Source organism: Nocardia transvalensis (genome assembly GCF_015477765.1).
GTDB lineage: Bacteria > Actinomycetota > Actinomycetes > Mycobacteriales > Mycobacteriaceae > Nocardia > Nocardia transvalensis_A.
On sequence record NZ_JADLQQ010000007.1, the window covers coordinates 540,099 to 560,784 of the forward strand.

The following is a 20,686-nucleotide window of genomic DNA, read 5'->3' on the forward strand; positions in this document are numbered from 1 at the left end:
CGCCAGATGCCGCCGCGCGGGTCGCGCGAATCTCCGCGCCGGTGCGGGTTTTTCGCGACAGCGCCATCGTCGCCTACCGCAATCTGCTGACGATTCTGCGGGTGCCGACCCTGCTGGTGACCGCGACGATCCAGCCGCTGATGTTCGTGTTCGTCTTCGCCTACATCTTCGCCGAATCGCTGGGCGGTGCGCAGTATCGGGAGTTCCTGCTGGCCGGGATCTTCACCCAGACCGTGGCGTTCAACGCCGCCTTCACCACCGTGGGGCTGGCCAACGATCTGCAGAAGGGCATCATCGACCGGATGCGCACCCTGCCCATGTCGCGGTTGGCGGTGCTGATGGGCCGCACCCTGTCGGATCTGGTGGTCAACGTGCTGGCATTGGCGGTGATGGTCGGCTGCGGCTATGTGGTGGGCTGGCAGATCAACGGCACGATGGCCGATGCCGCGCTGGCGTTCGGGGTGATCCTGCTGTTCGCCTTCGCCATGTCGTGGGTGGGTGCGCTGACCGGGCTGCTGTCGCCGACGGTGGAGGTGGCCCAGAGCGCCGGGCTGATCTGGATGTTCCCGCTCACGTTCATCTCCTCGGCGTTCATCTCCGCCGACTCCCTGCCGGGGCCGCTGCGCACGTTCGCGGAATGGAATCCGATCACCGCGGTGTCGGCGGCCGGACGCAAACTGTTCGACAACGGCGCGCCGCCCACGTTCGCGCCGCCGCACGGCTGGGCCGCCGAGCATTGCGTGGAGTATGCGGTCTACTGCTCGCTGGGGATCTTGGCGGTGGCGGTCCCGCTGGCGCTGCTGCAGTACCGCAAGGTGGCCAGCCACTGACGGTGGGCGGCGTAACATGATGCGGTGAACGGAGGTTCGGAGTCGGGGACAACGGCGCCGCCGCGGGTGGTGCAGCGCGTCGATCTGGGGCTGGTGCCCTATCAGCAGGCGCTCGACGAGATGACGCAGTGGGTGCTGGCACGCCGCGCGGGGGAGGTCGGGGATCGGCTGTATCTGCTGGAGCATCCGCCGGTGATCACCTACGGGCGGGTGACCCCACTCGCGGATCTGCCTGTGCGAGAAGATATTCCGCTGGTCGCGGTGGATCGCGGGGGTCTGGCCACCTATCACGCGCCGGGCCAGCTCATCGGCTATCTCGTCGTGGGCTTGAACGGGCGTGGTCCGGTGGACATCGTGCACTGGGTGGAGACCGGACTGGTGCGGGCGCTGGCGACGCTGGGATTCGAGACCGTGCGCCGCGAGACCCCGGCGGGGGCGGCGAGCCTGGTGGGGGTGTGGACGCCCGATCATCGCAAGATCGCCTCGATCGGGTTGCGCATCCGCGGCGGGGTGACCAGTCACGGGTTCGCACTCAACGTCGATCCGGATATGCGGCCGTTCCGCGAATTCGTGGCCTGCGGGCTGCCGGATGTGGCGATGGTGTCGCTGCGCGAGCTGGCCGACGAACAGGGCCTGCCATTGCCGTCCCCGGCCGCCGTGCGCGATGCGGTCGCCGAGGCGCTGTCGGTGCTGTGAGGCCGCGGGCGTCTCACCGGCACGAAAATGCCGCCTTCACCGGATCCGGTGAAGGCGGCATCCCTTTATCGTGTCCCCGGTGTCCCGGGTTACCTTGTCCCCGGCGTCCCGGGTTACCTTGTCCCCGGCGTCCCCGGATACCTTGTCCCCGGCGTGCTTTTCGCCGGGGCCGATGCCCCTACGCGCGCCCGCGGCGGGTCTTGAGCAGCTCCAGACGCTCCTGCAGCAGCTCCTCGAGCTCGTCCTTGCTGCGCCGTTCGAGCAGCATGTCCCAGTGCGTGCGCGGCGGCTTGGTCTTCTTGGGCTCCTGGGTGGTGCCCTCGATCAGCACGCCCTCCTGGCCGTTGCGGCACAGCCAGGTCGCGGGGATCTCGGCGTCGTCGGCGAAGGGAACATCGAATTCCTCGCCGTTCTCGGTCCGGTACCGCGCCACCCGACGCGGCGCCAGGTCGTGGTCGCGGTCGGTCTCGTAGCTCACCGCTCCGAGCCGGCTGCCTCGGAGTACGCGATCTGCCATGGTGTGCGGTCCTCTCTAGCCTGTCGGCAACGCTCTACTGTGTGTGAACGCGCCATGCTCTATAACAGTTCCCGGCGACGGTCAACCCCATCATTTTACTCGGAACGATGAGGTGGGTGTGTGTCCGCCTCCGGCCGCCGGTTCGTTCGGCGCGCCCAGCCCACGCCGCGGCGCGGGGCCGTTAAGGTGTCGGGTCATGCCGCGCCGTGTGCTGTCGTCCTGTCTGTGGTGTGGGCGCGAGATCGCCGAATCCGAGCTCGGGCGCCGCCGCCGCTACTGCCGGCAATCGTGCCGCCAACGGGCCTACGAACATCGGAAAGGGCTGGAGGGCACCGGGATTCCCGAGGATGCGGTGGTGCTCAGCGCGCAGGAGGCCGCCGATCTGGCCGATCGCTGGTTCGCCGCGCGCTGCGCGGCCGAGGATGTGGCCACCGCGGTCGCCGAGGGTGCCGATTCGGCGGAACTGGCCCGCCTGGCCGAGGCGGTGGTGACCCTGACCAAGGACGCCGAGCGGCTGCGCTGAGGGCGTGTCGGGCACCCTGCCCAGCGCAGGGATCGCCGGTCCGGCAATCCGACGAATTCCCGTCAACCGGGCGGGCCGCGTCGCGGGCGTGGCTTAGATTCCTGCGCACCACCTCGCAGTGGTCACCGCTCGACACAGGACTTCTCATGTACGTTCGCCGCACGTCCCTCCGCTTCCTTCTCGCCGCCGCGGCCCTGGGCTTCGGTGTGCTCACCGCCGCCCCGGCCGTGGCCGCCGGGCGGATCGACTTCGCGCCCAAGGTCGATTCACCCTCCGGCGGCAACTTCCCGTCCTGGGGGCCGGGTCCGTCGCCCGTCGGGACGGTCGGCGCGGATTTCACCGGCGATGGCATCACCGATCTGGTGGCCGCCGATTTCGGCGGTGACGGCCCGATCATGATGGCGGGCAATGGTGATGGCACGTTCCGCTCCGGTACCCGGGTGGGCGCGGTGGGGAACGGGTTCGGTGCGGTCGCGACGGGTGATCTCGACGGTGACGGCACAGCGGATGTGGTGGCGCAGGCGTGGACGAAGATCGCGGTGTTCCTGGGCAACGGCGACGGCACCTTCCGGGTGGGACAGAAGTATCCGACGCTGGAGGGCGCCCAGCAGCAGGTCGCGATCATCGATGTGAACGCCGACGGCAGGGCCGATGTGCTGAGCATGATCCCGACCGGGGTGCAGACCTGGTTCGGCGGCGGTGACGGCACGCTGCGCGCGGGTCCGTCGGCGCTGATCGCCGGGACGTCGGCGGCGTTCACCACCGGCCGGTTCGACGGCGACGACCGGGTGGATCTGGCGATCAACAACGATGTCGTGCAGCAGGTGGAGGTGTTCCTGGGCACCGGCGACGGCGGTTTCACCCGCAAGGGCGCCAGCACCAGCGGTCTGATCACCGAGGATGTGCGGGCGGCCGATTTCGACGGCGACGGCATCGACGATGTGATCACCGCCGACTCGTTCTCCTTCAGCACCACCGTGCTGATCTCCGACGGCCGCGGCGATTTCCGCGACACCCATCGGGTGCCGCTGTCGGGCGCGGGCCCCACCAGCATCGCCGTCGCGGATTTCGACGGTGACGGCGTGAACGACGCCGCGATGTCGGCGGTGCTGTCCTCGACCATGGTGGTGTTGCGCGGCACCGGTGACGGCTCGGTCGACAAGGTCGGCGAATTCCCCGTCACCACCGCGCCCCAAACCCCGGTCCTGGCCGACTTCGACCGCGACGGCAAGACCGACATCGCCGTGGCCGGCGCCGCCAACGCCGTCTCCTTCCTGAAGAACCGCTCCTCCTGACCCGCCCGCCCACCAGCCGCACCCTGTGCCTGCACACGCACCCCGTCCGGGGCGCTGGACGGGGTGCGTGTGGGAACGCGGGGTGCGGCTGGTGGCTTCATTCGGCCTCGGCGCAGCCGGGGTAACGGTTGGGCTGCTGCGAGGCGCCCCGCGCGGCGGTCACCACCGGGGTGGATTGTGTCGCCCCCGCATCGAGAGCGGTGATGAGTGCGAGATAGTGCTCGAGCTGCGGTGTAGATTGTTCGGCCGCCCGCACGCGGGTGTGGTCGAGTGGGTCGTCTCCTGCACGGATCAGTTGCTCGACGCCGTCGACTCCATAGGCGGTGACCGCGGTTTCCAGGGAGTAGATCGGGATCGTGTCCGCGCCCAGGGCACGGGCAAGCCGGATATCGCCGATCAGAGTGCCCAGATCACGGTAGATGCCCTCGCCTGCCACGCCGAGGGTCACCTGGCCACGCTCGGGGCCGAGGACCTGCTGAGCCCGGCGCAGGTAGTGCGCGACGAAGCCGGTGCCGGGGTCGGCGCCGATCACATCGGCGACCGTGCTGCGGTATGCCTGGAAGTACAGCGCCCGCGGGCCTTGCGGCAGGCCCCACAGGCCGAGGGCGTTCTGCAGGGCGAGGTCGCCGTTGGCCAGGTCGTCGAGCGCGAACGGCACCGGTGCGCCGACGACCTGGCCGAAATGCGCTCGCGCATCATCGAATACCGTCTCGTACTGCCGGATCGTGCGGCACTGGGCGGCCGGATCGATGAAGCGTGCCTGTGCGGCGGGATCGAATCGGCCCGCCACCAGAGCGTTGATGGTCTCCAGCGGCGGCTCCATGTCGTAGGCGACGCCCGCCAGCCGTAGGTCGTTGTGGCGGACCCAGTCGTCGAGGGCGGCCGTGGCGGCCAGCTGGACCGGCGCGTTGTCCTGCGTCGCCCAGTAGCCGTCCTCATAGGGCACGGTGACCCAGGCGAATACCGGGATGCCGCGCTGATCGGCCTGCCGCAGGATGGGCAGGGCGTCGTCGCGCAGGCGGCGATGTGGCGGCGGGGTGCCGAAGTCGCGGCCGTAGCGCAGGTGGAAGTAGATGGGTACCCGATGGCGCTGCAGCAGTGTCCACAGCTCGGCGGTCCACACGCTCGGATCGCGCTCGGCCCAGTACTGATCCGGATCGCTCGGATAGCCGGATGGTCCGCCGGGGACCAGAAACCGTTCACCGGCCCAGAATCCGACGACCGCGGGGGAGTTGTCCCGCACCGCCTCTGCCGACGCGGCGGGGGCGACGGCCCCGGCGCACACCGTGGCCACGGTCAGCCACACCGCGAGCACCTGAAGAACCGTGCCCCACGCCGATCTGCGGGCCGCGGCAGTTCTTCGACGACCACGAACCTCGACACCCAGGTCACCCACTGTCTGTTCCTTTCTCTCTGCCCGGAAACGGCACCTAGATGTCTACACACCTAGGTGCCTGGGCATCGGCGAGTGTAGGGTGACCGAGGCAGCCGTGCAAGCACGAAATGAGGTGGGAATGCTCGAATACGTCGTCCTCGGAACATTGGCCCTGCGCCCGATGTCCGGCTACGACCTCGGCAAACGCATGGACGGACCGGGCCGGTTCATCGGCTACCGCGTCGGCCGCCCGCACATCTATCGCACCTTGACCAAACTCGCCGATCGCGGTCTGGTGGAGTTCGACATCGATCCACGCGACGGCGCGCCCGCCGCCAAGGTCTATCGGCTCACCGACACCGGCCGCCGCGTGCTGCTCGACTGGGCGCATTCACCGTACGAGCCCGCGCCGCGGCCGATGGATCCCGACTTCATGCTTCGCTTCCTGTTCGCGGGGGTGCTCGGCCGCGGCATCGCCGTGCGGCTGCTGCGCACCGAACTGGACTACCGCCGCGCGCAGGACCGCGACCCGATGACCATCGACGAACTCGTCGCCGACAACGACCCCATCGTCGACATCGACCCCGCCTGGGCCGCCCACATCATGCGCACCGCGCACGACCACGGGCGCGCCTCGATGACCTCCTACATCCATTGGCTCGAGACCACTCTCGCCCGCTTCGAGGAAGGGCTCGGCTGATCGACATCCCCGACTTCACCACCGACAGCCCACTATTCACCACATTCACGTGCGCGCGGGTGCACATCACGCCGCCCTGACCGGCATCGGTCGGCGCGGCCGCACACGCCGAGGCCAGGATGGCTCCGGTGGCCGCCAATCCACGAAATAGGTTGATTCGCACAGGATATCGAGAGCGTTCGATCATGAGACGGCCGCCGAGGGATTCGCGGACCCCCTCATCTCGGTTCGCGAATTCTCCGGCGGCACGGCGGCCGGCTCAGTCGTGGGGTTGTCCGCAGTCGATGCCGCGGGCGGCCAGCCAGGGGAGGGGGTCGATCTTGTCGCCGGTGTCGCTGGTCCACACCTCGTAGTGCAGGTGCGGGCCGGTGGAGAAGCCGCGGTTGCCGACGGTGGCGATGATGTCGCCCGCGCGGACCTGCTGGCCGACGCTGACCAGGATGTCGTTGACGTGGCCGTAGACGCCGATGGTGCCGTCGTCCTGGCGCACCCGCACCCACAGCCCGAAACCGGAGGCGGGCCCGGCCTCGATCACGACGCCGTCGGTGACCGACGCGATCGGGGTGCCCAGCGCCTCACCGAAGTCGACACCGGCGTGCAGGGCGCCCCAGCGCATCCCGAAGCCGGAGGTGAGCACGCCTGCGACGGGACGCACGGTGGGGTGGATGGCGCGGGCGGGCTTGGCCATCGGCCACGGAGCGTCGGCGGGCGGTGCGGCGTGCACGTCGGCGGCCGGGGCGGGTGCCGCGGCGGGGGCGGGCGGCAAGGTCTGCTGCAGCGCGGCCAGGCCGGGTGCGTCGCCGGCACCGTGCCGGTCCGCGGCACCGAGAGTGCCCAGCGAGGCGCCGACGACTGCGGTGATCGCCACGGCCTGCGCGGCACGCCGAGCACGCCGCGAAGATAACGAAACGGTCACGGGCATGCCAGGCAACTTACGACAGCAACCACCCCGTTCCGTAATCCTGTCGTGACCGTCACAGCCGTGCGACGAGGGCGCCCCGGCGCTCACCGGAACGAACAACATGCAGGTAATTCCGGGTCGACCGGGACAATTGCGACCCGTCGCGGCCTTGACCGCCCGCGCTGCACCCCGGCACTCTATTTCAGTGGCGACTAATGGAGTGAGGGCGTTGACGGCCCTCGCGGATCCGACCCGCCGGGCGATCTTCGAGGCGTTACCGGCGGCGCCGCGATCGGTCGGCGAGCTGGCCGCGGCGGTGGGGGTGAGCAGTTCGGCGGTCTCGCAGCATCTGACGGTGTTGCGCGCGGCCCGGCTGGTGATGATGCGCCCGGACGGCAACCGCCGCCTGTATTCGCTGGACCCCCGCGGCCTGGCCGACGCCCGCGACTATCTCGAGCAGTTCTGGCCCTCGGCGCTGGCCGCCTACGCCGCCGCCCTGTCGCAGGCGGAGCAGGAGGTCGATCAGCCGTAGGCCCCGACGATCGAATGCCCCGCGGACAGTGCCTGCGGGGCAGCGTATTCGGTGCGGCGCCGGTTCAGCCGACGCGGCGGTAGGCGGGCCGGCGGCGATCCACATTGGTGCCGGGCCACGGCCGCTTACTGAGCTGTTTGTCGATCGCCTCGATCACCTGCTCGACGCTGATCTCGAGCAGACCCGGATCGGTGATGTCGCCATCGTGCTCGCCCAGGTGTCCGGCCCACAGCACGACGTGGCGGCCCAGCAGATGCGGCGGCGGCCCGCCGCGGCTGGGCGGGGTCGGCCCGAACAACAGCACCGTGCGCGTGCCGAAGGCGGTGGCCAGATGCGCCACCCCGGTGTCGCCGCACACCACCAGCGAAGCCTCGGCCACGGTGGCCGACAGTTCGATCAGGTTCTGCTGTCCGGCCAGCACGTTCCGATGCGCCAGCCCGGCGCGGGCGGCGATCGACAGCGCGAGTTCGCGTTCGAACTCGTCACCGGTGAGCACGACCTCGCGTCCCTGCACCAGCAGATGCCGCACCACCGCCGCGAACCGGTCCGGCGGCCAGCGCCGCGCGGGTGCGCCCGCACCGACGTGCACCACCACGCAGTCGCGGTGGCTGGTGGTCGCCACCGGCGGCACCAGCCCCAGATTGCGGCGATCGGCGGCGATCCCGTCGGATTCGAGCAGATGACACCAGCGGTCGACGTCGTGCATGTCGTGCTGCCAGTCGGGCCCGGCCAGATCCGGGAACGCCGGATTGCGATAGGTGAGAATGCGTTCCGGATTGGTCTTCGCCAGCTCCACGATCCCCTCGGCGCCCCCGCTGTGCAGATTCACCGCCAGTGCCGGCGGTTCGCCGTCCCAGCGCATACTTTCCGGATCCGCGGTCGGCACCATCTCGTCGACGGATGCGATCAGATCCACGATCGGCTTGAGCCGATGCGGCGCGGCGAGCGCGATGTGATCGTGTGGCCTGGCCCGGCGTAGCGCGCGTAGAGCCGGGACCGCGGTGAGCAGATCGCCCAGTCCGCGTGCGCGCAGCACGAGTACAACCGCCACCCTCTTCTCCTAGCCTCCACCAAGTGACCCACGACAACCCGACCCACTCGGCCCCCGCACAACGGCACGGACGAAGAGAGCCACTGAAGAGGACTACCCGGCGTAGTCCGGCGTGAAACGCGTAATCCCCGCCATATCCGTCACGGCCGCTCGAATACCGCGCCGGGCCGCCGCCGTGATCGGCGATGCTAGTAGCCTGTCCACGGTCGGGACGTCGAAAACATCTGGAGGATTACATGATTCGTACCGCTGGGTTCGTCGCCGCGGTGGCCGCGGCCGGTGTGGTGGGTGTGCTCTCGGCGGGCGCCGCGCACGCCGCGCAGGGCACCGTCAGCATCAACGGCACCAACTACGACAACCCGACGGGCTGCATCGACCCGGCCAGCGCCGGCGGCAACGCCGTCAACGGCGTCCAACTGCAGACCATCGTCGGCAACAGCACCGACAAGCTGGTCGAGGTCTACTCGGGCCGAAATTGCACCGGCTCGGTGGTCGGCAAGGTCGACCCGAACGGCGTGACCATGGTGCCGCACGGCAGCCTGCGCATCGTCGAGTAGTTCCGCGCACGCTGCCGACACCGCGCCCAGGTCCGAGGGCCGGGGCGCGGTGGACCATCCCCGGGTGCGCCCGGGAACCGCGAGGTGAGCACATGACGATTCGGGGGCACCGGTGACACCGATCCGACTGCTCGTGCTGCCCTACCATCTGGGCCGCCGCGACCACGGCATGGGTCGCGGGCCCGACCGGCTGATCGCCGCGGGTGCCGCGGCGGTACTGCCCGCCGCGGACGTGCACACCATCGATGTCCCGGTCTCGGTCGAAGCGGAGGCCGACGGCTACTTCGCCGTGCTACCCGCGGTGGCCGATGCGGTGGACCGCACCCTGGGCGAGGGACGACTCCCGGTTGTCCTGGCGGGGGACTGCGGCACCGTGCTCGGTGCCGTGGCCGGTATCAACCGGCACGAACCCGGGACGGGAGTGGTGTGGTTCGATGCGCACGCCGACGCGCACACCCCGCACACGTCGGAGACCGGATACATCGATGGGATGCCGGTGGCGATGCTGACCGGCTATTGCTGGACCGACATGACCGCGACGGTCCCGGGTTTCGGGCCCGTGCCCGGCGATCGCCTCGTGCTGTCCGGTGTCCGCGCCCCCGACCGTGCCGAACGGGCATTGCTGCACGACGCGCAGGTCACCACCATCACCGCCGACCGGCTCGCTGACTCCACGCTGTTCACCGACGCGCTGGCCGCGTTGGCCCGATCGGTGCCCAGCGTCCATGTCCATGTCGACCTGGATGTCATCGATACCTCCGACGGCATCGCCAACTCGTATGCGCTGGGCGGCGGTCCCGCCCTCGCCACCCTGGAACGCTGCTTCGATCAGATCGGCCGCCACTGCCGCACCAACAGCGTCAGCCTGACCTCCTATGACCCGCATTGCGACTCCGACGGCCGCGCCCGGGCGGCCGCGCTGCGGCTCCTACCGGCTCTCGGCCGGCTCGCTCGTTAATACACCGCTATCGCGAGGCAACCGCTATCTGGGGACCAGGATGCCGGTCAGGTCGGCGTTGCGGATGGGGGTGTCGGGATTGGACTGCGCCTTACACATGAGTCCGATCGCGGTGACGGCCCGATCGACGGTCTGATCGTTCGGCGCGGAGGTCGTCTTGTTGTCCTGCTCGAGGTACTTGCGGACGGTGACGTGCTGTTTGCCGTTGTCCTGCTGGACGAATTCGCTGCACGGCGTATCGCCGCCCTTGTTGGTCACCTCTTGGGCCTTCTCGCATCCGCCCAGCGCCACGGCGGCGAGCACGGCCACGATCGCGCAACTGCCCAGGGATCGTCGTCCAGTGATCATGTCCGGGACCTACCCGCGCCGGTCGCGGATAATCCGTCACCGCGGCGACAGCACGATCACCGGGATCTGCCGCTGTGTCCAGGACTGGTAGTTGTCGAAGTCGGCGTAGAGCTCGACCAGCCGCGGCCACAGCCGATCGCGTTCCTGCGCGGTGGCGACGCGGGCGCGGACCGGGCGGCGCTCGGCGCGGATCTGGACGTGGGTGTCGGGGTCGGCGAGCAGATTGAAATACCACTGGGGGTGGCGGGCCATACCGCCCTGTGACGCCACGATGATGATGTCGCTTCCCGACATGAGGTAGAGCAGCGGGGCGGTGAAGATCCGGCCCGACTTGCGGCCCCGGTGTTCGAGCAGCAGGGTCGGCACCGGTTTGCGCAAACCCGCGCCGAGTCGCCAGGTGCCGCCGATCCGGCCGGAACTGCGGCGATAGAACCACGCCTGTGCGCGGGAGCCGTATTTGAGCAGTGTCCTGGCGAAGGCCGAATCCAGGAGTGCGGGTCGGCTTTTCGGCATGCGTTCCTCCGTTTCGCCGCTACCATCCGGTCAGGCCGTGCGGGATTTGGCGGCGGCGGCGCGGCGGGGATTGGTCGTGTAGGCGCGATGGCCTCGGACGGTGAGCAGTTCGAAGGCGCGGCCGCTGAGGGTGGGGGACAGGATTCCGCGATGGGCCCAGTAGCTGGTGGGACGCAGGCCAGGGGTGCGCTTGTGGGCGGGGTCCAGGGTGACCTCGCCGACGACAACTGTTTCGGTGCGTGCTTTCTGCTCGACGAGGTGCCCGCCCGCGAGGTGGATCGACGAGAAGCCTTCGCAACGGAAGGGCACCCGGGCCAGGGGGAGTATGGGCACCGGTGTCCAAATGGTGCGGGCCGACACCTTGTTGGCGAACACGACAGGGATGCCCAGTTCGCGGGCGTAGAACCCGGCGATGGAGCTGTACTGCCGCCGGAACTGCCCGGCCAGCACCGGGAATTGCGGTGTCGGCGCGGAATGCGGCATCAGCAGCAGATCGGGCGCCTGATCGACCATGTGCCGGAAGAACTCGGCGGTCTGGTTGTCGTTGCAGATCCCGATGCCGAGCCGGCCGAGGTCGGTGTCGATCACCTTCGGCTCCGCCGACGGCGCGAAATACCAGCCTTCGAAGGCGGGCAACGACCCCTTGCGCACCCGGCCCAGCAGCTGCCCACCCGGCCCGAACAAGGCGAAGGTGTTGTAGAACTGATCGCCCGCGGCTTCGAGATAGGTTGCGCCGATATAGATGTCGTGGTCGGCGGCGAGACCGGCCAGCCAGGATTCGGTGGCCCCGCCGCGGGGTTCCCCGCAGTCCCAGATGCTTTCCCGGTATTGGTAGCCGGCGGCGAGGAATTCCGGGCACACCACCAGCCGAGCGCCCTGACGCACCGCGTCGCGCACCAGCGACGCCGCATTGCGCAGATTCCGTTCGACCGCGCCGTTTTCGCTTGTTGCCTGCACGGCCGCGACGATCAACCGCTTCATCGCTCGAAACTAACCGAAGTCGACGAATTTCGGAACGGCCGGTTCGATGCACGGGTCCGTCCGCGCCTGCGCTCGTTAGGCTGCCAGGGTGTCGCACGCTCGAATCGCCCGCCGCGTCATCGTTTTCGGCCTCGGCGGCACCATCGCCATGTCGACCGGCCCCACCGGCGGCGTCGTCCCGGCCTTGTCCGCGGACGAGCTGCTGGCCGCGGTGCCCGGGCTCGCCGCCACCGGGATCACCGTGGAAACCGTTGATTTCCGGCAGCTTCCGGGCGCATCGTTGGCATTCTCCGATATCGCGGCCCTGGCCGACGCGATCGGCGGGCGCATCGCCGACGTCGACGGTGTCGTCGTCACGCAAGGCACCGACACGATCGAGGAGACCGCGTACCTGCTGGACCTGCTGCACGCCGGGTCGCAGCCGATCGTCGTTACCGGCGCCATGCGCAATCCCACCCTCGCCGGGGCCGACGGACCGGCCAACCTGCTCGGCGCGATCAGCACCGCCGCCAGCCCGGAGGCCCGAGATCAAGGCTGTCTGGTGGTGTTCGACGACGAGATCCACGCCGCCCGCCGGGTCCGCAAGACCCACACGGCCAGCACCGCCACATTCCGATCACGCGACGGCGGGCCCCTCGGCTACCTGGTGGAGGGCCGACCGCGCTTTCTCAACCGCCTGACCCACCGCACCCTCGTGCCCGCCGCACCCCACGACGACCAGCGCGTCGCGATCCACACTGTCGCCCTCGGCGACGACGGCACCGTCGTCGACCTCCTCGCCGATCACCTCGATGGACTGGTCGTCGCCGCCCTCGGTGCCGGTCATGTCCCGACCGGGCTGGTGCCGGCCCTCGCACGCCTGGCAGGCAGGGTCCCGGTGGTGCTGGCCTCGCGAACCGGCTCCGGTTCCGTCCTCGAAACCACCTACGGATTCCCCGGTTCCGAACGCGACCTCCTCGCCCGAGGACTGATCCCGGCCGGTTACCTCGACCCGTTGAAGGCCCGCATCCTGACCGCTGCTCTGCTCAGCGCCGGGTGCGACCGCACCACGCTGGCAACGGCCGTCGCCGTGGCGGGCGGCTGCACCGGTCCCGAACAGTGGCCGTGGCCCCAGGGATCCGGGTGAGGCCTTCGGGCGAAGTATCGTCCAGAGCGCTCGTCTACGGCATCCGCCGCAGCCTCACCCGGGCGGGAACGCGATAGCTCGGGGGTGTGGCCGTGGGCGGACGCCCACGTCAGGTGGCGCCGGTGAGGTGCCCGCTGAGGCGCTGGTGGCGTTGCTGGGAGGCCGGGTTGAGCCCGACGATCTGCACCTGCTTGCCTTTTCTGCGGTATTTCGTGGTGATGGCGTCGAGGGCGGCGACGGTGGAGGCGTCCCAGATGTGGGTTTCGCTCATGTCGATGATGATCTTGGGTGGGTCTCCGGTGTAGTCGAACTGGGAGACCAGGTCGTTGCTGGAGGCGAAGAACAATTCGCCGCGCACCTTGTAGACCCTGGTGTCGGCCGATTCGTCGGGCACCGCGGTGACCTCGGTGAAGTGGGCGACGCGGTGGGCGAAGGCGACCATGGCGGTGAGGACGCCGACGATGACACCGATGGCGAGGTCGGAGGTCGCGACGGTCACCACGACCGTCACTGCCATGACGGTTGTTTCGGCGATGGGCATGCGCCGCAAGGTTTTGGGTGTGATGGAGTGCCAGTCGAAGGTGGTGATCGAGACCATGATCATGACTGCGGCCAGTGCGGCCATGGGGATGCGTGCGACGAGGTCGCTGAGGGCGACCACCAGGATGAGCAGGAATATGCCGGTGAGGAAGGTGGAGATGCGGGTGCGGGCGCCGGCGATCTTCACGTTGACCATGGTCTGGCCGATCATGGCGCAGCCGCCGATTCCGCCGAAGAAGCCGGTGACGATGTTGGCCACGCCTTGGCCCCAGGCTTCGCGGGACTTGCTGGAGCCGGTGTCGGTGATGTCGTCGACCAGGTTGGCGGTCATCAGCGACTCCAGCAGGCCGACCAGCGCCATCGCCAGTGCGTAGGGTGCGATGATCGCCAGGGTGCCGAGCGTGATCGGGACGTGGGGGATCACCAGTGACGGCAGGCTGGTCGGTAGCGCGCCCTCGTCGCCGACGGTTGGTAGGTGCAGCCCGAACGACAGGGTGATCGCGGTGAGCACGATGATCGCTATCAGCGGCGAGGGGACCAGTGTGGTGAGTTTCGGCAGGAATACGATGATGAGCAGTCCGGCCGCGACCATCGGGTACACCAGCCAGGGCACGCCGATCAGGTGTGGCAGCTGGGCGCTGAAGATGAGGATCGCGAGCGCGTTGACGAATCCGACCATGACGCTACGCGGGATGAACCGCATCAGTTTCGTGACTCCGGCCGCGCTCAACGCGATCTGCAGCACACCGGCCAAAAGTACTGTCGCGATCAGATAGTCCATGCCGTGGTCGCGGACCACCGGCGCGACGACCAGCGCCGTCGACCCGGCCGCGCCGGAGATCATGGCGCGGCGGCCGCCGGTGATCGCGATCGTGACCGCCATGGTGAACGCGGCGAACAACCCCACCTTGGGGTCCACGCCCGCGAGAATGGAGAACGACAGCGCCTCGGGGATCAGCGCCAGCGCCGTCACCAGCCCGGCCAGCACCTCGATCCGAAGCCGCGTCGGACTCCGCAGGGCGCCCAGTACGGACCAGTCGGCATTACCGGATCGATGCTCGGCGGTCACGATGGGCACTCCGTTCATTGATCGCGCCAGGCAGGGGAACAGCACGAGCACACGACTCGTCGGCGAGGGACCGTGGGGGGTCGGGTGGGCGACACTGCCCGCACCTCGACGCTCAGCTATTGCCGAGCACCATTGAACCGTACTCTCCCCGGAGCGGCGAATGGCAAGTAGACCCAGCACAAAGGTGGTCTACATCTCACCGATGCCCGCATGGGCGGCGAGCACTGCGCCGATGCCACCCGGCTTGGAGACATTCACGAGCGCGCACCACAACGGTTAGCATCAGCACTATTATTTGCCAATTGATTGCTCTCGCTCGAGGTGTAGTGCCGGTACCCACCGGAAAGGTAGGGCCATGTTCGGAAGCAAGCAGCTCCGGCGACGCTGCCACTGGATACAGCTCGGGAGCGGGCGGTGATGCCCGAGGTACGCACCACTGCGGGCCGGGTGCGGGGGAGGACCGAGAACGGGCTCGCGGTGTTCCGCGGAATTCCCTTCGCGCAGCCACCAGTGGGAAAGCTGCGGTTGCAGGCGCCGGTCCCGTGTGCCGAATGGCACGGCGTCCGTGAGGCATTCGCGTTCGGTCCGCCGCCGCCCCAGGCGAGCAATCCGGTTATTCCGTGGAGTGGAAGCCCGCTGCGCACGACCGCGGCGGTGGGGGATCCGGGCGAGTGGCTGACGGTCAATGTGTGGTCGCCGGACACGCAGGCATCCGGCCTTCCGGTGCTGGTGTGGATCTACGGTGGCGGGTTCATGCGCAATTCCTCGGCGGGCCCGACCCGCGACGGATCTCACCTGGCTGCCCAAGGCCGGATCGTGGTGGTCTCGTTCAACTACCGGGTCTCCGTAGAGGGGTTCGGCCGATTCGACGGGGCGCCCGACAACCGGGGACTGCTCGATCAGATAGCCGCTCTCGAATGGGTCCGGGACAATATCGCCGCTTTCGGCGGTGATCCTGCCAACGTCACCGTCGGTGGCGAATCCGCCGGCGCTTGCTCCGTCGCCATCCTGCTGGGGGCGCGACCGGCCAGAGGGCTTTTTCATCGTGCGATCGTGCAGAGCTTCCCCGGCGTGTTGCCCTCGCTCGAACTGGCCACGGATATTGCGACGGTGGTCGCCGACCGGGTCGGCAGAAGGCCGACGCTCGGCGACCTGGTCACCGTCGACCCGCAAACGCTCGCCGAAGCCGCGGCGGCGGTAGCGAAGGACACCGCCGGGTACCAGGATCGGTGGGGGTACGAACTCGTCGTGACGCCGACCCTCGTCGGCCCCGTGATCGACCCCGTCGTTGTTCCCGAAATGCCGGAGCGCGCGCTGGCCCGCGGTGCCGGTAAGGATGTCGCGCTGCTCGTCGGCCACAGCCGGGACGAGTTCGACATGTTCATCATGTCCGAGTTCGGGGGACCGGACGCGATCACCGCCGAGCAGGCCGACCAGGCGTTGCGAGAGCTGTCGCCGGCCCCCGACGGACCGCGGGTCTATCGCAGCGCCAACCCCGGCGCCAGTGACGCACAGCTGTTCTCGGCCGTGTGCTCCGACGCCATGATCCGCATACCCACCGTGCGGCTCGCCCGGGCACACACCGGCGGTGGCGGGACCACTCACCTGTTCGAGCTCTGCTACGACGAAACCCGTGCGGGTGCCGGGCACTGCATCGAGATGCCGTTGATCTTCGACACTTTCGACTCGGACTTCGGCAGGTGGATCTACGGCAGTCCACCGCCGGACACGGCGGTGGCGCTCGGTGAGCAAATGCGGTCGGCGTGGCTGTCGTTCATCCGGACCGGTGATCCCGGCTGGCCCACCTACACTCCGCAGACCCGGCAGACCCGCATCTTCGATGTCCGGTCCCGGACCGCCCGCTATCCGGAACGGGATTCCGATCGCATCTGGGAGGGCGTCACGTTCGAGCCGCTGCCGTTGCGGCAGCAGTAGGCGACCTTCCCTCGCCCACCGTTTCGTCGTACTACGTAGCGGCAGTTATCGGTCAGCTAACATCGTGGGGAGAGTGGCGTTCCGATCGCTGTCCGCCGATCGTGAAAGGGGTCCTCGTGGCGACCGTGGAGACCGTCAGGGGGGCGATCGACGTCGACCGGCTCGGGCCTACGCTGATGCACGACCACATCTTCATCCTGCATCCGGAGTACATGCAGAACTACGGGCGTGGCGCGTGGGACGAGGACGAGCGGGTCGCCGATGCGATCGACAAGCTGCGGTCGCTGGTCGGCAAGGGTATCCGGACGATCGTGGATCCGACGGTGCTGGGTCTGGGCCGCGACGTTCCGCGCATCCAGCGGGTCGCCGCCGGGGTGCCCGAGCTGAACATCGTGGTCGCGACGGGGATCTACACCTTTCACGATGTGCCGCTGGTGTACCACTACCGGGGGCCGGGTCTGGAGGTCGATCCGGACGGTACCGATCCGATGGTGACCGACTTCGTGCGCGATCTCACCGAGGGCATCGCCGAGACCGGTGTCAAAGCCGCGTTTCTGAAATGCGCAGTGCAGGAAGCCATGTCGCCCGGCGTCGAGCGCGTGTGCCGAGCCGTGGCCCGCGCGCACCGGGAGACCGGCGCGCCGATCACCACCCACACCAACGCCCGAGCTCGGTCGGGACGGGCGGCGATCGAGCTGTACCGCGCCGAGGGAGTCGATCTCACCAAGGTCGTCATCGGCCATTGCACCGGCACCGGTGACCTGGACTACCTCACCGAAATCGCCGACAGCGGAGCGATACTCGGCATGGACCGCTTCGGCGCCGATCCCGATACCGCCGGGCTGGACGCTCAGGTGCACACCATTGCGGCCCTGTGTGAGCGCGGCTACGCCGACCGCATGGTACTCAGCCACGACGCAGACTGCTTCAACGATTTGTTCGGCCCCGATGCGCTGGCCGTGAGTGCCCGGCTCCGGCCGGACTGCCATTACGAGTTCCTCTCCGACACGGTCCTGCCCGCGCTGCGCGCAGCCGGAGTGCGCGACACCGATATCAGCGGGATGCTGGTCGACACCCCCCGTCGATACTTCACCCGCGCCTGATCACCCCCGAGACCACCGACCCGATCGCGAAGTGAGGTGACCGCATTGACACCGGACGCATCGGCGCTGCTCGCCCTGCCCGGCACCGCCGTGGCCCGCACGAGCCTCGAACTCGTGGAACGTGAGGAGTCCAGCGCGGTGGCCAACCACAGTGTCCGCAGCTACCTGTTCGCCCGGATGTTCGCCGACCATCTGCAGGCGAAGGCGGGAGTCGACTACGACGACGAATTGCTGTTCCTGGCCTGCGTCCTGCACGACATCGGCCTGTCCGAATTCGCCAACGGCGACCTGCGTTTCGAGGTCGACGGCGCGAACGCGGCCGCGGAATTCCTGACCGCACAGGGACTTCCGGCGGCCGGTGTCGACGCCGTCTGGGAGGCCATCGCCCTGCACACCTCGCCGCACATCCCCCAGCATCGCAATGTGCTGTGCCGTCTCACCGCATCCGGCATCGGGATCGACGTGGGCAGACGCGCGGCCGACTACATCACCGATGCGCAGGCCGCGATCATTCACCGGGCATACCCGCGGCATGCGGCGGTCACCACCATCGTCGACACCATCGTCGACCAAGCACGCACGCGTCCGGACAAGGCCCCGCCCGGCACACCGGCCGCCGAACTGCTGCGCGAACGCACCCAGCCGCCGTACACCACGTACCTGGAACGCTGGGCCCGCTCCGGCCGCTGGGGCACCTGACCAGCCGTTGTACACATGTTCACGAACGATGCGGTGGCACAACCGCCCGATGGTGATCGGCTGCAGCTGAGTTCTCTTATTGCGGGGCGGCGAGATCGCTTGCGGTGGCATGGTTCTCACCGCGGCGGTGTCGCTGCCGCTCGGAAGGCGGTGTGCCACACGACTGAACAGCTCGGCAGCGTTTGCGGGGTCGAGGGTGTCCAGCGCCAGCGGTAAGGACCCGTCCAGGGCCACCAGCCGGCGTCGGCTGGTGATCAACACAAGGCACCCGGACGCACCGGGAAGCAACAGCCGCACTTGCTCGGCGTCGACAGCGTTGTCCAACACGACCAAAGCCTTACGACCCGCGAGCTGTGCCCGCCACAACGCGGCCCGAGCGTCGACGCTGTTGGGGATCTGCTCGCCCGGAACGCCCACCGACCTCAGCAGCGTATCCAGCGCCGCGCCTGGCTCCAGCGCTTCTCGATCGGTCGCGTAGCCGTGCAGGTCTATGAAGATCTGGAAGTCGGGATATCGCTCTTCGAGCTGGTGCGCGGCATGCAATGCAAAAGCGGTCTTCCCGACGCCAGCCATCCCGTCGATCGCGATGGTGAAGAGAGGCCGGTCGGAGGACCGGTCGTCTGCCGGGATCGCGGCGAGCAGTCGTCGCATCTCCTCGTCACGGCCGGTGAAATCGGCGATATCGGCCGGAAGGGTGTTCCGGCTGCGCTGCGCACCGGCCCAGGGGCCGCTATTGAGAGCGGTGTCGTCGCGCAGAATCTGTTCGTGCACCCGACACAACTCTGGGCCGGGGTCTATACCCAGCTCATCTTTCAGGAGCCGCCGGGCATCCTGGAATACCGACAGCGCCTCTGCCCGCCGACCACAGCGGTAGAGCGCGAGCATCAACACCGAGCGCAGCCGCTCCCGCAGCGGATGCGCGGTCACCAAATGAACGAGCTCGGTGACTGCGTCATCGGTCAGGCCACGATCCATCATGATCGCCGCCCGTTGCTCCAGAGCGGCAAGGCGCCGTTCCTGCAACCGTCGCCGCTGGGCGGCGATCACCGAACCCTCCAGCCCGCTGAAGGGTTCACCGCGCCACAACGCCAACGCCGAATCGATGTGCTCCACGGCCTCGTCGAGCCAGCCTCGCCGATAACGCTCGTCAGCGTCGGTCAAGTGCCGTTCGAACGCTACGAGGTCCAGCTCTGCGGGATCGCCTCGCAACGTGTAGCCGGCCTTCGACCACACCAGCGCGGGGATCGTGTCCGAATCCTCCGACATGGCGCCGAGGCCGAGCGATTTGCGCAGACGGCTGACGTAGCTCTGCACGGTATTCCGCGCCTCGTCCGGCGGGTGCTCACCCCATACGGCAGCGATGATTCTGCCGATGGGCACCGGCCGGTTCATCTCCAACAGGAGGACAACCAGCACGGCCTGCTGCCTCGCCGGCCCCAGATCGAGGTCTCGCCCGTCCCGGCGCGCCGTCATCGAGCCGAGAACGCCGTACCGTATCTGCCCCACGGCAATCCCTCCCCAGGATCGCGCCGTCTACCAGCTCCGAGTCTAACCACGTCGCCGACCTCCACCGCCGCCTCATCCCAGGGGCAGCAGTTCACGCCGGAAGGACTCAGCCGCCGATGACCAGGCATTCCAGCCGAATTTCAGCTGTATGCACTCATTCGGGAGAAACCTTGACGGCACCGCTGCAGGTGCGAGTGCGAGGGGTTCGCATCTGCTCGTGCCCGCCAGCATGCGCCTGGTCAGCCGCGCGGCTGGTGGGCACATCGGTCTCGCCGCACGGTTTTCGTCAGTTCGGCTTCGGGCGTGTCAGTAGGCCGCGTTCGAGGGCGGTGACGACGGCGTGGGTGCGGTCGCTGACGTCGAGTTTGGCGAAGACGCGGAGCAGGTGGGTTTTGACGGTGGCCTCCGCGATGACGAGTTTGCGGCCTATCTCGACGTTGGACAGCCCATCGGCCACCGCGTTGAGCACGTCCATTTCGCGGGCGGTGAGGGAGGGCAGGGTAGGTCGGCGCATGCGGGCCATCAGGCGTTCGGCGACGCGCGGTGCGAGCACGGTTTCGCCGCGGGCGGCGGCGTGGATCGCGTCGACCAACTGCTCGCGTGAGGTGTCTTTGAGCAGGTAGCCGATGGCGCCCGCCTCGACCGCCCGCTCGATCTCGGCGTCGGTGTCGAAGGTGGTCAGGATCAGCACGTGCGTTGTGGTGCGTCCGGTGATTTCGGCGGTGGCTGTGACGCCGTCGAGGACCGGCATGCGCAGATCCAGCAGTGCGACATCGGGTTCGAGGCGTTCGACGAGTTCGAGGGCGCCGCGGCCGTCGTCGGCCTCGCCGACGATGTCGATGCTCGGCTCGCCGGCGAGCAGGGCGACGACACCGGCGCGCATCACCGTATGGTCGTCGGCAATCACTATCCGGGTTGGTTTTTCGGTCAT

The 20,686-nt window shown here is 68.6% G+C and carries 21 protein-coding genes and 1 pseudogene; 12 read left to right on the forward strand and 10 right to left on the reverse strand.

The annotated features are described in order from the left end of the window. Positions 1 to 41 precede the first annotated feature (41 nt). Positions 42 to 830: an ABC transporter permease gene (locus IU452_RS23250; protein ID WP_324192786.1), complete on the forward strand. Its 789-nt coding sequence runs from the start codon at positions 42 to 44 to the stop codon at positions 828 to 830. Positions 831 to 854: 24 nt separating this feature from the next. Next, positions 855 to 1,526: a lipoyl(octanoyl) transferase LipB gene (gene lipB, locus IU452_RS23255; protein ID WP_324192773.1), complete on the forward strand. Its 672-nt coding sequence runs from the start codon at positions 855 to 857 to the stop codon at positions 1,524 to 1,526. Between the two features lie 178 nt (positions 1,527 to 1,704). Here the strand turns inward: lipB and IU452_RS23260 are convergent, their stop codons facing one another. Next, positions 1,705 to 2,043: an RNA polymerase-binding protein RbpA gene (locus IU452_RS23260; RefSeq protein WP_195111217.1), complete on the reverse strand. Its 339-nt coding sequence runs from the start codon at positions 2,041 to 2,043 to the stop codon at positions 1,705 to 1,707. A gap of 196 nt (positions 2,044 to 2,239) precedes the next feature. Between IU452_RS23260 and IU452_RS23265 the strand changes: the two genes are divergently transcribed. Then, entirely contained in the window at positions 2,240 to 2,566 is a 327-nt protein-coding gene (locus tag IU452_RS23265; protein WP_195111218.1) for a hypothetical protein, read from the forward strand. A gap of 146 nt (positions 2,567 to 2,712) precedes the next feature. Continuing rightward, positions 2,713 to 3,861, forward strand: coding sequence for an FG-GAP repeat domain-containing protein (locus tag IU452_RS23270; protein WP_195111219.1), 1,149 nt, complete (start codon positions 2,713 to 2,715; stop codon positions 3,859 to 3,861). Positions 3,862 to 3,958: 97 nt separating this feature from the next. Here IU452_RS23270 and IU452_RS23275 read toward each other — a convergent pair whose 3' ends face one another. Beyond that, complete coding sequence (locus IU452_RS23275; RefSeq protein ID WP_195111220.1) at positions 3,959 to 5,257, reverse strand: hypothetical protein; 1,299 nt, start codon at positions 5,255 to 5,257, stop codon at positions 3,959 to 3,961. 118 nt (positions 5,258 to 5,375) lie between these two features. Here IU452_RS23275 and IU452_RS23280 point away from each other — a divergent pair, with 118 nt between their 5' ends. Further along, the gene (locus tag IU452_RS23280) at positions 5,376 to 5,936 is read left to right on the forward strand and encodes a PadR family transcriptional regulator (protein WP_195111221.1); all 561 of its coding nucleotides are present in this window, start codon (positions 5,376 to 5,378) and stop codon (positions 5,934 to 5,936) included. Positions 5,937 to 6,195: 259 nt separating this feature from the next. On the opposite strand, the gene IU452_RS39585 is transcribed toward IU452_RS23280, so the two are convergent. Next, positions 6,196 to 6,858, reverse strand: coding sequence for a M23 family metallopeptidase (locus IU452_RS39585; RefSeq protein WP_195111222.1), 663 nt, complete (start codon positions 6,856 to 6,858; stop codon positions 6,196 to 6,198). Between the two features lie 184 nt (positions 6,859 to 7,042). Here IU452_RS39585 and IU452_RS23290 point away from each other — a divergent pair, with 184 nt between their 5' ends. Continuing rightward, the gene (locus tag IU452_RS23290; protein ID WP_324192774.1) at positions 7,043 to 7,369 is read left to right on the forward strand and encodes a metalloregulator ArsR/SmtB family transcription factor; all 327 of its coding nucleotides are present in this window, start codon (positions 7,043 to 7,045) and stop codon (positions 7,367 to 7,369) included. Positions 7,370 to 7,433: 64 nt separating this feature from the next. Here IU452_RS23290 and IU452_RS23295 read toward each other — a convergent pair whose 3' ends face one another. Further along, positions 7,434 to 8,420 carry a glycosyltransferase family 9 protein gene (locus tag IU452_RS23295; RefSeq protein WP_195111224.1) on the reverse strand — a complete coding sequence of 329 codons (987 nt, stop codon included), beginning with the start codon at positions 8,418 to 8,420 and terminating at the stop codon, positions 7,434 to 7,436. 236 nt (positions 8,421 to 8,656) lie between these two features. On the opposite strand from IU452_RS23295, the gene IU452_RS23300 reads away from it, so the two are divergent. Then, positions 8,657 to 8,977, forward strand: a complete 321-nt coding sequence (locus tag IU452_RS23300; RefSeq protein ID WP_195111225.1) for a hypothetical protein — start codon at positions 8,657 to 8,659, stop codon at positions 8,975 to 8,977. A 112-nt stretch (positions 8,978 to 9,089) separates the two neighbouring features. Further along, positions 9,090 to 9,935 carry an arginase family protein gene (locus tag IU452_RS23305; RefSeq protein ID WP_195111226.1) on the forward strand — a complete coding sequence of 282 codons (846 nt, stop codon included), beginning with the start codon at positions 9,090 to 9,092 and terminating at the stop codon, positions 9,933 to 9,935. A 24-nt stretch (positions 9,936 to 9,959) separates the two neighbouring features. On the opposite strand, the gene IU452_RS23310 is transcribed toward IU452_RS23305, so the two are convergent. From IU452_RS23310 to IU452_RS23320, 3 genes are read right to left on the reverse strand one after another with little or no spacing between them, the layout of a single operon-like run. Further along, complete coding sequence (locus tag IU452_RS23310; RefSeq protein WP_195111227.1) at positions 9,960 to 10,283, reverse strand: hypothetical protein; 324 nt, start codon at positions 10,281 to 10,283, stop codon at positions 9,960 to 9,962. A gap of 36 nt (positions 10,284 to 10,319) precedes the next feature. Further along, the gene (locus tag IU452_RS23315) at positions 10,320 to 10,796 is read right to left on the reverse strand and encodes a nitroreductase family deazaflavin-dependent oxidoreductase (protein ID WP_195111228.1); all 477 of its coding nucleotides are present in this window, start codon (positions 10,794 to 10,796) and stop codon (positions 10,320 to 10,322) included. Positions 10,797 to 10,826: 30 nt separating this feature from the next. Beyond that, complete coding sequence (locus IU452_RS23320; protein WP_195111229.1) at positions 10,827 to 11,777, reverse strand: carbon-nitrogen hydrolase family protein; 951 nt, start codon at positions 11,775 to 11,777, stop codon at positions 10,827 to 10,829. A gap of 88 nt (positions 11,778 to 11,865) precedes the next feature. Between IU452_RS23320 and IU452_RS39255 the strand changes: the two genes are divergently transcribed. Further along, positions 11,866 to 12,903 carry an asparaginase gene (locus IU452_RS39255; RefSeq protein WP_324192775.1) on the forward strand — a complete coding sequence of 346 codons (1,038 nt, stop codon included), beginning with the start codon at positions 11,866 to 11,868 and terminating at the stop codon, positions 12,901 to 12,903. A gap of 109 nt (positions 12,904 to 13,012) precedes the next feature. Here IU452_RS39255 and IU452_RS23330 read toward each other — a convergent pair whose 3' ends face one another. Next, positions 13,013 to 14,530 carry a SulP family inorganic anion transporter gene (locus IU452_RS23330; protein WP_195111230.1) on the reverse strand — a complete coding sequence of 506 codons (1,518 nt, stop codon included), beginning with the start codon at positions 14,528 to 14,530 and terminating at the stop codon, positions 13,013 to 13,015. Between the two features lie 399 nt (positions 14,531 to 14,929). Here IU452_RS23330 and IU452_RS23335 point away from each other — a divergent pair, with 399 nt between their 5' ends. The 3 genes from IU452_RS23335 to IU452_RS23345 all read left to right on the forward strand — a co-directional run bounded on the left by IU452_RS23335 (position 14,930) and on the right by IU452_RS23345 (position 18,249). Continuing rightward, positions 14,930 to 16,447: a carboxylesterase/lipase family protein gene (locus tag IU452_RS23335; RefSeq protein WP_195111231.1), complete on the forward strand. Its 1,518-nt coding sequence runs from the start codon at positions 14,930 to 14,932 to the stop codon at positions 16,445 to 16,447. Between the two features lie 116 nt (positions 16,448 to 16,563). Further along, positions 16,564 to 17,550: a phosphotriesterase family protein gene (locus IU452_RS23340; RefSeq protein ID WP_195111232.1), complete on the forward strand. Its 987-nt coding sequence runs from the start codon at positions 16,564 to 16,566 to the stop codon at positions 17,548 to 17,550. Between the two features lie 45 nt (positions 17,551 to 17,595). Beyond that, a complete protein-coding gene (locus IU452_RS23345) occupies positions 17,596 to 18,249 on the forward strand; it encodes an HD domain-containing protein (protein WP_228818537.1) in 654 nt (217 codons plus the stop codon). A gap of 183 nt (positions 18,250 to 18,432) precedes the next feature. Here the strand turns inward: IU452_RS23345 and IU452_RS39590 are convergent. Then, positions 18,433 to 19,722 (reverse strand): annotated as a pseudogene (locus tag IU452_RS39590) (BTAD domain-containing putative transcriptional regulator); the annotation flags it as partial. Positions 19,723 to 20,041: 319 nt separating this feature from the next. After that, positions 20,042 to 20,686, reverse strand: coding sequence for a response regulator (locus IU452_RS23360; RefSeq protein WP_195111234.1), 645 nt, complete (start codon positions 20,684 to 20,686; stop codon positions 20,042 to 20,044).

What these genes read in the sequence shown, in the direction of transcription:
- IU452_RS23260 (WP_195111217.1), bottom strand. Translation starts at nt 2,043, where the DNA reads ATGGCAGATCGCGTACTCCGAGGCAGCCGGCTCGGAGCGGTGAGCTAC.
- IU452_RS23265 (WP_195111218.1), top strand. Translation starts at nt 2,240, where the DNA reads ATGCCGCGCCGTGTGCTGTCGTCCTGTCTGTGGTGTGGGCGCGAGATC.
- IU452_RS23270 (WP_195111219.1), top strand. Translation starts at nt 2,713, where the DNA reads ATGTACGTTCGCCGCACGTCCCTCCGCTTCCTTCTCGCCGCCGCGGCC.
- IU452_RS23280 (WP_195111221.1), top strand. Translation starts at nt 5,376, where the DNA reads ATGCTCGAATACGTCGTCCTCGGAACATTGGCCCTGCGCCCGATGTCC.
- IU452_RS39585 (WP_195111222.1), bottom strand. Translation starts at nt 6,858, where the DNA reads ATGCCCGTGACCGTTTCGTTATCTTCGCGGCGTGCTCGGCGTGCCGCG.
- IU452_RS23300 (WP_195111225.1), top strand. Translation starts at nt 8,657, where the DNA reads ATGATTCGTACCGCTGGGTTCGTCGCCGCGGTGGCCGCGGCCGGTGTG.
- IU452_RS23310 (WP_195111227.1), bottom strand. Translation starts at nt 10,283, where the DNA reads ATGATCACTGGACGACGATCCCTGGGCAGTTGCGCGATCGTGGCCGTG.
- IU452_RS23315 (WP_195111228.1), bottom strand. Translation starts at nt 10,796, where the DNA reads ATGCCGAAAAGCCGACCCGCACTCCTGGATTCGGCCTTCGCCAGGACA.
- IU452_RS23320 (WP_195111229.1), bottom strand. Translation starts at nt 11,777, where the DNA reads ATGAAGCGGTTGATCGTCGCGGCCGTGCAGGCAACAAGCGAAAACGGC.
- IU452_RS23330 (WP_195111230.1), bottom strand. Translation starts at nt 14,530, where the DNA reads ATGAACGGAGTGCCCATCGTGACCGCCGAGCATCGATCCGGTAATGCC.
- IU452_RS23335 (WP_195111231.1), top strand. Translation starts at nt 14,930, where the DNA reads ATGCCCGAGGTACGCACCACTGCGGGCCGGGTGCGGGGGAGGACCGAG.
- IU452_RS23360 (WP_195111234.1), bottom strand. Translation starts at nt 20,686, where the DNA reads ATGACCGAAAAACCAACCCGGATAGTGATTGCCGACGACCATACGGTG.